Origin of the sequence: Streptomyces sp. NPDC001530, assembly GCF_042894545.1 — a bacterium.
GTDB lineage: Bacteria > Actinomycetota > Actinomycetes > Streptomycetales > Streptomycetaceae > Streptomyces.
Genome location: NZ_JBIAVS010000049.1, coordinates 1 through 12237, shown reverse-complemented (window position 1 = coordinate 12237; position 12237 = coordinate 1). Strand labels below are relative to the sequence as shown.

9 protein-coding genes and 5 pseudogenes are annotated in these 12237 nt (G+C 69.7%); 8 read left to right on the top strand and 6 right to left on the bottom strand.

Annotated elements, in window-relative coordinates:
- Nucleotides 1-91: 91 nt before the first annotated feature.
- Entirely contained in the window at nucleotides 92-424 is a 333-nt protein-coding gene (locus ACFY0T_RS48605) for a putative quinol monooxygenase (RefSeq protein WP_388885202.1), read from the top strand.
- A 261-nt stretch (nucleotides 425-685) separates the two neighbouring features.
- On the opposite strand, the gene ACFY0T_RS48600 is transcribed toward ACFY0T_RS48605, so the two are convergent.
- From ACFY0T_RS48600 to ACFY0T_RS48590, 3 genes are all read right to left on the bottom strand, one after another.
- On the bottom strand, nucleotides 686-1759 hold the full coding sequence (locus ACFY0T_RS48600) for a PucR family transcriptional regulator (protein WP_388885200.1): 1074 nt from the start codon (nucleotides 1757-1759) through the stop codon (nucleotides 686-688).
- A gap of 256 nt (nucleotides 1760-2015) precedes the next feature.
- Nucleotides 2016-2192 (bottom strand): hypothetical protein, encoded by a 177-nt coding sequence (locus tag ACFY0T_RS48595; protein WP_388885198.1) that lies wholly within the window; start codon nucleotides 2190-2192, stop codon nucleotides 2016-2018.
- Between the two features lie 365 nt (nucleotides 2193-2557).
- Nucleotides 2558-3475, bottom strand: coding sequence for an NADP-dependent oxidoreductase (locus tag ACFY0T_RS48590; protein ID WP_388885241.1), 918 nt, complete (start codon nucleotides 3473-3475; stop codon nucleotides 2558-2560).
- 192 nt (nucleotides 3476-3667) lie between these two features.
- Here ACFY0T_RS48590 and ACFY0T_RS48585 point away from each other — a divergent pair.
- Nucleotides 3668-4023, top strand: a pseudogene (locus ACFY0T_RS48585) (GntR family transcriptional regulator); the annotation flags it as partial.
- Here ACFY0T_RS48585 and ACFY0T_RS48580 read toward each other — a convergent pair.
- Together ACFY0T_RS48580 and ACFY0T_RS48575 are read right to left on the bottom strand one after the other, a co-directional pair.
- A pseudogene (locus ACFY0T_RS48580) lies at nucleotides 4023-5109 on the bottom strand (IS630 family transposase). The pseudogenes ACFY0T_RS48585 and ACFY0T_RS48580 overlap by 1 nt on opposite strands.
- A gap of 156 nt (nucleotides 5110-5265) precedes the next feature.
- The gene (locus ACFY0T_RS48575) at nucleotides 5266-5787 is read right to left on the bottom strand and encodes a hypothetical protein (RefSeq protein WP_388885196.1); all 522 of its coding nucleotides are present in this window, start codon (nucleotides 5785-5787) and stop codon (nucleotides 5266-5268) included.
- Between the two features lie 432 nt (nucleotides 5788-6219).
- Here ACFY0T_RS48575 and ACFY0T_RS48570 point away from each other — a divergent pair, with 432 nt between their 5' ends.
- Both ACFY0T_RS48570 and ACFY0T_RS48565 read left to right on the top strand, forming a co-directional pair.
- Nucleotides 6220-6597 carry a VOC family protein gene (locus ACFY0T_RS48570; protein WP_388885194.1) on the top strand — a complete coding sequence of 126 codons (378 nt, stop codon included), beginning with the start codon at nucleotides 6220-6222 and terminating at the stop codon, nucleotides 6595-6597.
- Nucleotides 6533-6805, top strand: a pseudogene (locus ACFY0T_RS48565) (hypothetical protein); the annotation flags it as partial. The gene ACFY0T_RS48570 and the pseudogene ACFY0T_RS48565, both read left to right, overlap by 65 nt.
- 8 nt (nucleotides 6806-6813) lie before the next feature.
- On the opposite strand, the pseudogene ACFY0T_RS48560 reads toward ACFY0T_RS48565, so the two are convergent.
- Nucleotides 6814-7760: pseudogene (locus ACFY0T_RS48560) on the bottom strand (PHP domain-containing protein); the annotation flags it as partial.
- 329 nt (nucleotides 7761-8089) lie between these two features.
- Here ACFY0T_RS48560 and ACFY0T_RS48555 point away from each other — a divergent pair.
- The 4 genes and pseudogenes from ACFY0T_RS48555 to ACFY0T_RS48540 all read left to right on the top strand — a co-directional run bounded on the left by ACFY0T_RS48555 (nucleotide 8090) and on the right by ACFY0T_RS48540 (nucleotide 11736).
- Entirely contained in the window at nucleotides 8090-9280 is a 1191-nt protein-coding gene (locus ACFY0T_RS48555) for an NAD(P)/FAD-dependent oxidoreductase (RefSeq protein ID WP_388885192.1), read from the top strand.
- A 10-nt stretch (nucleotides 9281-9290) separates the two neighbouring features.
- Nucleotides 9291-10229 (top strand): sigma-70 family RNA polymerase sigma factor, encoded by a 939-nt coding sequence (locus ACFY0T_RS48550; RefSeq protein WP_388885190.1) that lies wholly within the window; start codon nucleotides 9291-9293, stop codon nucleotides 10227-10229.
- Between the two features lie 158 nt (nucleotides 10230-10387).
- Nucleotides 10388-11413 (top strand): annotated as a pseudogene (locus tag ACFY0T_RS48545) (tyrosine-type recombinase/integrase).
- A complete protein-coding gene (locus ACFY0T_RS48540; protein ID WP_388885188.1) occupies nucleotides 11410-11736 on the top strand; it encodes a helix-turn-helix domain-containing protein in 327 nt (108 codons plus the stop codon). Before ACFY0T_RS48545 ends, ACFY0T_RS48540 begins: the two are co-directional and overlap by 4 nt.
- The last annotated feature ends 501 nt before the right edge of the window (nucleotides 11737-12237 follow it).

The window sequence follows — 12237 nt, the reverse complement described above, 5'->3', positions numbered from 1 at the left end:
GGTGGATGCTCCGCGCCGACCGGGCGACCGTTTCCCCTCCGCCGCGCCACACGCGGCGGAGACGACGCACAGACATCAGCGAAGGAATCCCATGATCTTCATTACCGCCAAGTTCCGAGTCCGTCCCGCGCACGCCGACCGCTGGCCCGAGATCACCGCTGACTTCACCCGGGCCACGCGCGCCGAGCCCGGCTGTCTGTGGTTCGACTGGTCGCGCAGCGTGGCGGACCCGACGGAGTACGTCCTGGTCGAAGCCTTCCGCGACGAAGAAGCCGCGGTCACGCATGTGCAGTCCGCGCACTTCAAGGCTGCGCAGCAGACGCTGCCGCCCCATCTGGTCGAGACACCGCGCATCGTGAACGTGACCATTCCGCAGGACGGCTGGTCGCTCCTCGGAGAGATGGCGGTCGCCGGACAGGAGTAGCCCCCGGCTCAGGAGCAGCGGCCGGACGGAGCGGCCCGTGCGAGCGCTCACAGGGGTGCGGCCACGCCACGGTGCCCGGCAGGATCCCGAGCCCGGCACCGGAGCCTGTCTGACGCATCCTCACCGAGCGTCAGCGAGCAATGCGCTCACGGTATGTCGGCTGCGGCTCCCCGGCTCCGTCCGCTGCGGCCGTGGGGGGCACGGCAGGGCGAGTGCCCGGTTGTCACGCGAGGCGGATCGTCGTGGTTGCGGTGCGCGCGGTCATCCTCGCTTGCGGCGTAGCACCTTCGCCCCTTGCCAGCGGCAGACGTTGAGAGCGAAGTGGAGGTCGAAGGCGTTGGCGTCGAGGTCGAGGTGATAGTGGTCGACGGCCCGCTGGACGCGGTAGTGGACGGTGTTGCGGTGGACCATCAGCTGGTCCGCGGTGGCGGTGTAGCTGCGATTGGTGGCGAGGAAGACGCGGAGCGTCTCGCGGAGGAGTTCACGGCGGGGGTCGTCGACGGCGAGGTCGCCAAGGGTGTCAAAGACGAAGTCGGCCAGTTCGCGGGGCTCGTCGACCAGGAGGGCGACGGGTGCGACGCGGGCGAAGGCGACCGCGTGGGGGGTGTTCGGTCCCGCGGAGAGGGTGAGGGCTTTGGCGCGGGCGGCGGCGCGGGTGCTGCGGCGGAAGCCGTCGAGTCCCGGGCGGACGATGCCGAGGGCGACCCGCACCGGTAGGGCGGCGTCGGCCAGTTCGGCGGCGACCGTGTCGGGGTCCACGGGCCACTCGGGCCTGACGGCAAGCCAGATCCGGGCATCGGCCTCGTCGGTGTGCACCAGCAGGGGGCGACCCTGGGCGCGCAGCACGGTGTACAGCAGTGAGGTCAGTCGGTCGAAGACCGTGGTGGGGTCGGTGGTCGCCGCGGTGCCGTGGAGCCAGCCCTCGACAGCCAGATGGCTGCCGGACAACCGGTAGTCGAGGGCGGCCTCGGCCTGCCGCACATCGACCTTGGGGTTGTCGAGGAGCTGCTTGACCCAGTGCTGGCGCAGCATGCCGCGGGTGCCCACCCAGCGTTCGCGTTCCTGCTCATAGGCGCGGCCTACCTGGTCGCAGACCTGGTCCAGGTAGGCCGAGGTCAGGCTGACCAGGGCGATGACGGTACCGACCGGGTCGGGTAACCCCAATCGGGCCGCCTCGCCGAGGACCAGGTCCAGGCTCTGCGCATGGCCGAGACGGTAGGCGCGCAGCAGCGCCGAGAGCGGGACGTCACACTGGGCGAGGCGGCGGGCGTAGGAGACGGCCGAGGCGGGCGCGTCCACGGACTGCGGATCGATGCGGTTGATGATGACGTGCACGGCGGTGACGATGTTCTCGGTGATACTGGCTTCCAGCAGGCCGCGCAGCGGTTCTCCTGGTGTTCGAGGCGGGCGTGGGTGGCGTAGAGGGGATGTCGGGCTGGCGACCACGGCCGGACCAGCGTGGCGACCTGCGTGTATGCAGACCGGGCCCGAGAACGGACGGGCGGCTGTCGGAGGGGACGTCGGCGGGGTTGTCGGCACGGCCGGGGGCGGTGTTGTCGCACCGTGACCGTGGTCGGGCCTTCGTGGTCGGTCATCTGGTCGGGGCCGGCTGCTGCGCTTCGTCGTACGCGCGGCGCCGGACCAGACGGCGCCGCACCGTACGCGAGACGGGAGTTGCGCCGATGACCGACGTGGACATGGGTGGCGGGGACCGGCGGCAATCGCGGAGGATCTTGTAGTTCTTCATCCGGCCGATGACGTGTTCCACGCCGCGACGGCCTCCATCACGCGGTTCAGGCCGTCGCCCACATGCACAACCTCGCCCTAGCGTCATGAGCAGACGACCCCACTCACGGGCCTGACCTGCCCGAACACAGCCTTGTGCAACACGCTTTAGCTGGCTAGATCTTGTCGACGAGCTCGATCTCCACCAGTTGCTCGGGGAATGCCAGCCTGGTCGTGCCGACCTGCCGTCCGACGATCGCTGTCGGGCGGCAGCTGGCCGTGGTTACGCGGGGTGCGCGCCAGATAGCGGACCAGTCCGATGACGTGTTCCGGTACGAGTCGCCCGACCTGACACGTATCTGACGCTGATCCACGAGGAGGGGAGGACCGGTCACTGTCCCCGAGTCCTCACAGACGAACGCGGATGATCGTCTTCCCCTTGCGTCGCTCGGTCGGATTGAGGGCGGCGACGGCATCGTCGAGGGTCGAGACGTTGCCGATGTTCGTCCGCAGTCGTCCGTCCTGCACCCGCCGCACGATCTCACTCAGTTGGGCACGATCGGACTCGACGACGAAGTCGACCGCCAGGCCGTCGGCGGGCCGCGCCTCCGGCGGCCCCACGATGGACACCAGCGTTCCTCCGGCCCGAATCAGGCCTGCGGACCGCTTCCCGATGTCGCCGCCGATGCCATCGAACACCAGATCGACGCTGCCGACCTCTTCCAGGGCGTCGTTCTCAAGGTCGACGAACTCCTTCGCGCCGAAGTCGAGCACCGTCTGACGGTCGGCAGCGCGTCCGGTGCCGATGACGTACGCACCGAACTCACGTGCGAGCTGCGTCACCATCGACCCGACTGCGCCGGCCGCACCGTGCACGAGCACGCTCTGCCCCGCCTGAAGTCGGCCGTGCTCGAACAGTCCCTGCCACGCAGTCAGGCCCGAGATCGGCAGGCTCGCGCCCACCGTGAAGTCGACGTCGCCCGGCAGCGGCGCGAGGTTGCGTGCCTCGACGGCCGCGTACTCGGCCAGGGTGCCGTCGCGAGTCCAGTCCGTGAGGCCGAACACCCGCTGTCCCACCGACAGTCCCGTCGTGCCATAGCCGAGGGCGGTGACCACTCCGGCCAGCTCGTGCCCAGGGATCGACGGTGTTCGGTCACGGTCAAGGCGATCGGTCCAGGTCGAGGGCCACGCCATCTCGGTCGGGACGAATCCCGACGCATGAATCTGAACGACGACATCGTTGATCGCTGCCTGCGGCTCGGGCCGCTCCACCAGCGTCATCCCGGCCGTTCCCGCAGCCCGGTCCGTCACCACGATCGCTTTCATGGGAATTGTCTCCTCGGACATTTGTCTCTTTGGTGGAAATATTGCAGGAATGGAAAGCCTGTTCGGCATCCCCTCGGCGGGGCTGATAGGACGCGGCCGGCCGATCTGCACAGCGCCGGCCGGACTGCTAGTCGCTCGTCGTCATGTCTCCGACCTTAGGAGCGGAGCAGCCCAGGAGTATGGTCCATTTCCATGGCGAAACCTTGGGCCACTCTGAGGTTCGACCTGCATGTCGAGCCGACCGGGCCGGGCCTGCGCAAAGGGCTGACGAAGGCGCTGCGGGAAGCGGTCCGCTCCGGGCGGCTGGCGCCCGGCACCCGGCTGCCCTCCTCCCGCACGCTCGCCGCCGACCTGGGCATCGCGCGCAACACGGTCGCCGACGCGTACGCCGACCTGGTGGCCGAGGGCTGGCTCACCGCACGCCAGGGCTCGGGCACCCGGGTGGCCGAGCGCACCTCGCCCGGGCCGGAACCGCACCCACCGCGTCCCGCCCCCGTGAAGTCTGGCGTCCGGCCCACGATCTGCAGCTCGGCAGGCCGGACGTCGCCTAGTGAGCTGGTCCGGAGATGCATGAGCAATAGCGGCAGATGCGGTCGATGATCTGGTCGGCGGTCTTGGTCCACTTGAACGGCTTGGCGTTGCTGTTCCAGATCTTGATCCAGTCCTCTAGTGAGGTTTTCAGGTCGTCGAGGGAGCAGGAAACGCCCCGTTCCAGGCAGCGTCGTTCCAACTCGGCGAACCACCGCTCGACCTGGTTGATCCACGATGAGTAGGTCGGGGTGAAGTGCAGGTGGAAGCGCGGGGTGTTGCAGCAGCCATCGGTGCACCACGGGCGCCTTGTGGGCGGAGAGGTTGTCGCAGATGACGTGGACCGCCAGGCGCGGATCGGTCTGGCGGTCGATCTCGTCAAGGAAGTCGCGGAAGTCCACCGCCCGGTGCTGCGCGGACAGCCTCCCGATCACTTTTCCGGTAGCGGTGTTCAACGCGGCGAACAGATCCACCGTGCCGTGCCGGACATAGTCGAAGCTGCGCCGCTCGGGCGTCCCGGGCACCATGGGCAGCACCGGCGCGGTCCGCTCCAGGGCCTGGATCTGCGGTTTCTCGTCCACCGCGAACACCGCCGCGTTCGCCGGCGGCGCCAGATACAGGCCCACCACATCCCGGATCTTGTCGATCAGCAGCGGGTCCGGGGAGATCTTGAAGTCCTCTGTCCTCCAGGGCTGCAGCCCGAAGGCCCGCCAGATGCGGTGCACGCTGGTCGGTGAGATCCCCACCCGCCTGGCCAGCTCCCGCTTCGACCAGTGCGTGGCGCCTTCCGGGACCTCTTCCAGAGTGCGTACCACCACCTCTTCGACCTGGGCGTCGGTGATAGTGCGCGGCACCCCGGGCCGCGGTTCGTCGTTCAGGCCGTCCAGCCGGGCTCGCAGGAACCTCGCCCGCCACTTGGTCACCGTGCCCCGGTTGACGCCCAGCCGCGCGGCAACCGCGGTGTTGCTGCCGCCGTCCGCGCAGGCCAGCACGATCCGTGCCCGTAACGCCAGGCCCTGAGCCGTCGCCCGGCGCCGCGCCCAGCCCTGCAACCTGCGCCGCTCGGCATCGGATAACTCCAGCGGCTCAAGCCTGCTGTCACCCATTCCCACAGCAGACCGCAGCCAACCAGTCCCGTCACCGCCGAAGCCATGATCTGAAACGGAACACGACTCACGTGGCGACGAGACGACTCAAGACCGGCTCACTAGCTCCGCGCACGCACAGCGAGCGCAGCCCGGCCGGGTTGCGTCCCCGGCTGGTCATGGGCCGACTGGTTCCTGACGCAGAAGGTCGGGGCGGGCTTCGGCGAGGTCGAAGGCCCTCTTGAGGCCCTCCAGGAGGGCGGGCTCGATCCGGTAGATGCGTCGGCGGTCGTCGCGCTCCAGCAGGTTGGTCCGGTTGTCCGGGCCGATTCTGCGCCGCACCGCGCGGATGCTGGTCAGGGTCCCGCCGATCTTCTTCGGCTCGATCGGCACCGTGGGATGGCTGGCGAAGTGCTCCTTGACTTCGTCGAAGGTGGCTGTGCCGCCCACTTCGACCAGGCGGCGCAGCACGGCCCGGGCGCCGGGCATCACAGACGCGACGGTGTCGAACAGCAGCCGGTCCGTCCAGTCCTCCCAGAGGACGTCGCCGCTCAGGGTCTCCGGGCCTGGGCGGGGCGCGGCAGTGGGGGCGTCCGCCCAACCGCTCGCCACGGCCGCGGGGTTGAGCCCGTACGCGGCCTGCACGGCCGCGATCGCCTGCTCGTAGGTGTCGGTCTGGGTGTCGATGGTCAGCTGCACGCCCTCCCCCTCCGTGATCTCCGTTCCCATCCTGGACCCGGCCGGGGGAAGTCCAAAGGCGTTGCGACGGAAGTCGATGGCGGCCGCGCGGACTTCCTCTGCGCCGTCCCACTTCCGCCGGTATCGCGCATCGGGCAGCCGCCGGTGCCGCACCAGCTCCTCCGCACGTCGGCCATCGTCATCAGAAAGATCACCCCGCCCCACACCGAACAGAACGACCGGCCGACAGGCGGGTTACCCGACCCATCCCGCGCTCGACGTCGACCGCCCGGCCAACTGCCGTGCCCGGCCTCCCCGACAGGTTCTCGGCACGGAAAAAATCTTTCCCATGCTTGCCTCGTCCGGTACGGTCGCGTAGTTGTTTTCGCTGCTGAGAGCCCATGAGCTGCGCGCGTGGCCCCGGCGGCCCGCCGACTGAGAGCAGGTTTCTTTATGGCATGTCGTATCGGTGAGCTTGTGCTCGGTTGCCGCGACCCCGAACTGTTGGCGCAGTTCTGGTGCGAGGTCCTGGGCTACGTCGTGGTCGGACGCGAGGAGGGCTGCGTGGAGATCGGGACGCCGGAAGGGTTCGGCGGTCCGCAGCCCACGATCTTCTTCAGCGTCCGGGACGAGCCGGAGCCGGGGAAGTCCCGGCTGCACATCGACGTCAACCCCACCGACCGCGACCAGGACGCCGAGTTCGAACGCCTCCTGAAGCTCGGTGCCCGCCGGGCCGACATCGGCCAGACCGGGGACGAGCAGTGGCATGTTCTGGCCGACCCCGAGGGCAATGAGTTCTGCCTGCTCAAGGCCCGCATCAAGCCGCTCTGACGCCTTTCCCGAGCCGTCCGTCGTGGGAGCCGGCCCCGAGCCCGGCTCGGCGATGCGGCTGCTGCGCCAGCGCTGCGAGGCGGGGATGATCGCCCGCGGCCTGGATACGGACGAGCAGGCGGTACGGCAGCTGGACTACGAGCTGGAGGTGATCGGCCGCCTGAGGTTCGAGGCGTACTTCCTGGCGGTCGCGCCGGTCGTGGCGGACGCGCGGGCACTGGGGATCCGGGTTGCCACGCGCGGCTCGGGCGCCGGAAGCATGGTCAAGTGCGGCACCCCGAGTTGGAGGTCGGCCACCGGATCGAGCATGCAGGACGCGGCAGTCGCCGCGGTCTCCGCGAGCAGCCGGGCCGCGCGCTGCGGGCCCATGCCGGCGGCGTGCGCGATCTGCCCGGAGATCTCGGTCATGGCCGCGGGGTCCTTCAACCATCGCTCGCCCGGGTCGAGTCGGCCCGGGCGGCGGAAGGGAATCGGCCGCAGCAGCCGGGCCGCGTCCAGCACGTCCGCGAGCCGGTATTGGGCGGCGTCGGCATACCGGACGGCGTTGGTCACCACCGCCGCGACGCCGGTACGGTCGGCCAGCAGGGTGCGCGCCGCCAGCCGCAGTGACCCGGGACCGGTGCCGGCGAGGCCGTAGTACACGCACTCCAGGCGCAGCCTCTCGCCGAACAGCGCGCGCCACGGGGCGAGCAGCTGCTCGGCGACATCCGGGCGGCCCGCGGCGAGGGCACGCACCGGTTCGGACATCGGGCCGAGCAGCACGACCAGGCCCGGTCCGGCGTGCTCCGCGAGCGAGGACAGGGACAGCAGCGGGGGCCGCCCGCGGCCGCGGCGTGCGCGGCGGACACGAGTCGGCACAGCCGTGCCCAGCCCTCCTTCGTCTGGGCGAGCAGGGTGACCCGCAGACGAGGCTCGACGACGTGCGCGCCGCCCCTCACCGGCGTACGGCGTCGCCGGCCAGGGTCGGCGGAGACGGCGAGGTCGCCACCGAGGATTGGCCGTACGCCGTGGGCGGCGCAGGCCTTCACGAAGCGGATCGTCCCGGTGACGCAGTCGCGGTCGGTGAGCGCGAGCGCGCTCATGCCGCGCTCTGCGGCCCGGGCCACCAGGTCCTTGGGGTGGGAAGCGCCGTAGCGGGCGGAGTAACCGGAGGCGGTGTGCAAGTGGGTAAATCCATCGCCCGCACCTCCTGTCGCTCGCGCACCCCCTGCCCGGCCTGCACCTCTTTAGGTATCCACCATACCCCGGTATTAGCGCAAGTGTTCGAACCGCAGCTTCTGGGGCGTGTCGCGGATGTGACGCCGACCGATAGTTGGCCATCTCGATCCGTAGTTGGCCATCGCCCCGTTTCGACTGCCCAAGACAGGCCCAAGCGTCTGTCGGAGGCTCAGCCGCTCGTCTTAGTTCGGTGACCCGCGTCACACCCGGCTCCTGTCAGCAATCGGGGCGCCGTCTCGTTCAAGGGGCACGCGAACGAGACAGGAGCAACGCCATGAAGCACCGCATCGTCGTACTCGGCGCCGGATATGCCGGGGCCTTCGCCGCCGGAAACCTGGCCCGCCGGCTCTCCCCCGCCGACACCGAGATCACCGTCGTCAACGCCGTGCCCGACTTCGTTGAGCGGATGCGGCTCCACCAGCTCGCGATCGGCCAGGACCTCGCGTTCCGCAAGCTCGCCGACGTATTCGAGGGCACCGGGGTGCGGCTGCGCCTGGCGCGCGTCACCGGCGTCGACCCCGAGCGCAGGACCGTCGCCGTGACCGGCGAGGACGGCGATGGCGAGCTCGCGTACGACACGCTTCTCTACGCGCTCGGCAGCTCCGTAGCCCACCATGGCGTCCCCGGCGTGGCCGAGTACGCCTTCGATGTGACCGGCCGGTCCTCGGCGCTGCGTCTGCGCGAGCGCCTGGCCGGCCTGGGCGAGGGCGGCACCGTGCTGGTCGTCGGTGAGGGGCTGACCGGCATCGAGACCGCCACCGAGTTCGCCGAGTCCCGGCCCGACCTCTCGGTCGCGCTCGCCGCCCGCGGCGAGCTGGGCGCCTGGCTCTCCCCGAAGGCCCGCCGTCACCTGCGCCAGGCCTTCGACCGGCTCGGCATCACCGTCCACGAGCACACCGGCATCGAAGCCGTCGAGCCGACACGGGCGATCGCCGCCGACGGTACGTCCATCCCGGCCGACGTGACCGTGTGGTCGGCCGGGTTCGCCGTGCACCCCATCGCGGCCGCCAGCGGCCTGGAGGTCGCCGAGACCGGCCAGATCGTCGTCGACCGCACCATGCGCTCGGTCTCGCACCCGGACGTCTACGCCGCCGGTGACTGCGCCTACGCGATCGGCGAGAACGGCCGGCCGCTGCCGATGTCCTGCGCCTCGGCCGGCTACACCAACATGCAGGCGACCGCCGCGATCATCGCGCGCCTGACGGGCAGCAAGGTTCCGACCACCGGGCTGAAGTACTACGGCAACCACATCAGCCTCGGGCGGCGGGACGCGATCTTCCAGATGGTGGACGGGGACGTCCGGTCGAAGTCCTGGTACCTGGGCGGCCGGACCGCCACGCGGCTCAAGTCGGGCGTGCTCAAGGGGGCCGGGTGGGCCATCGCCCACCCGACCTTCGGCATGCCGAAGCGCAAGCGCCGCCTGGCCACCACGCCTGACCGGGCCGGTGTGAGGGCCGCCGCATAGGCTGCTCCGCATGGACAGCGCAGCCATCGATCGGTTCGAGGCCAGCCGGGGCCGGCTGGCCTCGCTCGCGTACCGTCTGCTCGGCTCGGCGGCCGACGCCGAGGACGCCGTGCAGGACGCGTTCCTGCGCTGGCAGGCCGCGGACCGGGAACGTATCGAGGCGCCGGAGGCCTGGCTGACCAAGGTCGTCACCAATCTCTGCCTCGACCGGCTCCGCTCGGCGCAGGCGCGCCATGAGCGCGCTGTCGGAGACTGGCTGCCCGAGCCACTCCTCGAGGGCGACCCGATGCTCGGCCCTGCCGATACCTTCGAGCAGCGCGAATCGGTGTCCTTGGCCGTACTGACCCTCATGGAGCGCCTCTCGCCGGTCGAGCGGGCCGCTTACGTCCTGCGCGAGGCCTTCTCGTACCCCCACGCCGAGATCGCCGGGATCCTCGACATCACCGAGTCCGCGAGCCAGCAGCATGTCCACCGGGCCCGACGCCGGGTCGCCGCCGAGCGCCGCGGCGGCGACGAGGTGGACCCGGCGTCCGCGCGCCGGATCGTCGAGGAGTTCCTCGCCGCCGCCACGTCGGGGCGCACCGAACGGCTGGTGGCGATGCTCACCGCCGACGCGACCGCGGTCTCGGACGGCGCCGGACTGGCCAGGCGGCTGTTGCGGTACAAGACGCGCGAGCGCGTCGCCTCCTACGTGCGGGCCGGCTTCAAGCCCACTCCGGCGAAGCGGCGGCTGGCCGGCGGCTCCCCCGCGTTCCACATCGCGCTGGTCAACGGCTCCCCGGCCGTCCTCGCCGTGGTCGACGACCGGGTCGTGGGCGCCGTGGCGTTCGAAGTCAGCGACGGCAAGGTCGCGTCCCTGCGCGGCATCGCCGCCGCGGACCGGCTCGCGCGCCTCAACGAGGCCTGGCGGCAGCACGAACCCGACGCGCCGGTCATCAATGCGTGGTGACCAGAGCCACCGGAATCCAGTGACCTGAGTCGGAGCGAGGACGGAATGATGCGTTTGATACAACGGCGGCCATGGTCGCTGAGGCACCCGGTTCGGTGCGTCTTGCCCTGGCCCCGAACGTTGTCCTTCTGAACCCGGAGCCAGCGGTTTCTTGTGCAATGAAGGACGGATGGGCTCGGCAGCAGTCCGCGCGGTTTCTCCAGGATTCGACGATCCAGCCCCGGCTGCGTCTGATCCAACGGTTCGAGGAGTTCACGGGGTTGTACCCGTGGCAGTGGACTCCCGCCGATGGCGAGGCGTTCATCGTCCACCTTCGCAGCGGGGCCAGGCCGATCCAGTTGTCTACGGCCCGGTCTTACGAGGTGGTCATCGAGCTGTTCATGGAGTACCTGCTGGACCGTCGGTACGGGTGGGTCGAGACCTGCTAGGAACGGTTCGGCCTGTCACCGCAGGTGATCTTCCATGAAGGCAACTCTGTCCTGCACTCGGTGGAGTATGAGGGTGATCCCCGGCGCCGGCCTCTGACCTACGACGAGGTCCAGGCGCTGTTCGACGCCGCCAATGCCCGGCCTCGACGCATTCACGGGCAAGGCCGCAAGGGCACGATCACCGCGCTACGCGATGCTGCCGCGCTCAAGACGATCTACGCCTACGGCACCCGGCGGACCGAGTCCTCGAAGGTCGACCTGGTGGATCTGCGACGTCACAGGAAGGCACCGCAGTTCGGGACCGCCGGCAGCATGACCGTCCGGTACGGCAAGTCCTCCAAGGGGGCGCCGCCGAAGCGACGGACCGTGCTTCTGGTCCCGGAGATGGATTGGGTGGTCGACGTCCTCGACGAGTGGGTGCACGAGATTCGCCCGCGGCTCTCGCCGGGCCGGCACCCGGCCTTGTGGGTGACCGAGCGGGCTGGCCGGATGTCTCCCCGCTCGGTCAACGAGGCATTCGTGACGGCACGCCAGGACGCCGGCCTTGACGAAGACCTCGACCTGCACTGTCTGCGCCACAGTTACATCACGCATCTGACCGAGTTCGGCTACCCTGCTCGCTTTGTTCAAGAGCAGGTGGGCCACAGCCACGCTTCTACGACGGCCATCTACATGGGTGTCTCTGACGAGTACCGGAACCAGCTCCTGGAGGCTTCGCTGAAGCGCCGGCTGGGTGACGACTGGGACCTTAAATGATCAAGAAGATGGGCTACGAGTGGTGTCTGCGGGCCACGATGGCCGAGCACCAGATGTTCCAGACCTCAGACCTGGTGCCGCTCCTGGCGGAACGAGGCGTGACTCTGTCGCGCGAGCAGGTCTACCGCTTGGTGACGCAACCGCCCCAGCGGATGAGTATGGACAGCTTGGTCGCGCTGTGCGACATCTTTGGGTGCACGCCGAACGATCTCATCAAGCCGAAGGTGGTCAACGCCCAGGTCAGGAAGACCGCGGACGGACAGGCCGAGCCACTGCCGCTGAAGGAGCGGCGGACCACGATCCGGCGGCCGGGTCAGCCGTGAGGCCGCTGACGCCGGACCAGCTCCGCTTACGCGCCGAACTCGCTGCCGCCCAGGAGCAGATCGTCGCGCTGCTGCGGTCAGCGGTGGGCGAATCCCTGGCCCCCGAACAGGCGCGGGCCGCGGCGGAGGAAGCCCGGGCATGGCGTGGTGCGAACGCCTTCCGCCTGGTGCGCTATCTATCCGACAGGCCCGATGCCCTGAGCCTGCCCAGTGCTGACTGCCCGACCTGTGTGGTGCGTTTGCTGGCCGCGCTCACCGCGTCGGCCACGGTGACAAGGTCGCCCTGGTGGCCTGTGGTGACTGCGGACGGACCGACCCTCTTCCCACCCGCACCGGACCGGAGGGGCGGCTGTGTCCGCGCTGCGCCGGCCGACGTGCCAAGAAGCCGTGCGCCCGCTGCGGCAAAGTCGCCAGCATCTAACGCCCGCCCCTTCATTAACTTAAAATGCATGTCAAGCACGGCTAGGATTACTCACATGCAATTGGATTTGAACCTGCTCG

What these genes read in the sequence shown, in the direction of transcription:
- ACFY0T_RS48605 (WP_388885202.1), top strand. Translation starts at nt 92, where the DNA reads ATGATCTTCATTACCGCCAAGTTCCGAGTCCGTCCCGCGCACGCCGAC.
- ACFY0T_RS48590 (WP_388885241.1), bottom strand. Translation starts at nt 3,475, where the DNA reads ATGAAAGCGATCGTGGTGACGGACCGGGCTGCGGGAACGGCCGGGATG.
- ACFY0T_RS48570 (WP_388885194.1), top strand. Translation starts at nt 6,220, where the DNA reads ATGGCATGTCGTATCGGTGAGCTTGTGCTCGGTTGCCGCGACCCCGAA.
- ACFY0T_RS48555 (WP_388885192.1), top strand. Translation starts at nt 8,090, where the DNA reads ATGAAGCACCGCATCGTCGTACTCGGCGCCGGATATGCCGGGGCCTTC.
- ACFY0T_RS48550 (WP_388885190.1), top strand. Translation starts at nt 9,291, where the DNA reads ATGGACAGCGCAGCCATCGATCGGTTCGAGGCCAGCCGGGGCCGGCTG.
- ACFY0T_RS48540 (WP_388885188.1), top strand. Translation starts at nt 11,410, where the DNA reads ATGATCAAGAAGATGGGCTACGAGTGGTGTCTGCGGGCCACGATGGCC.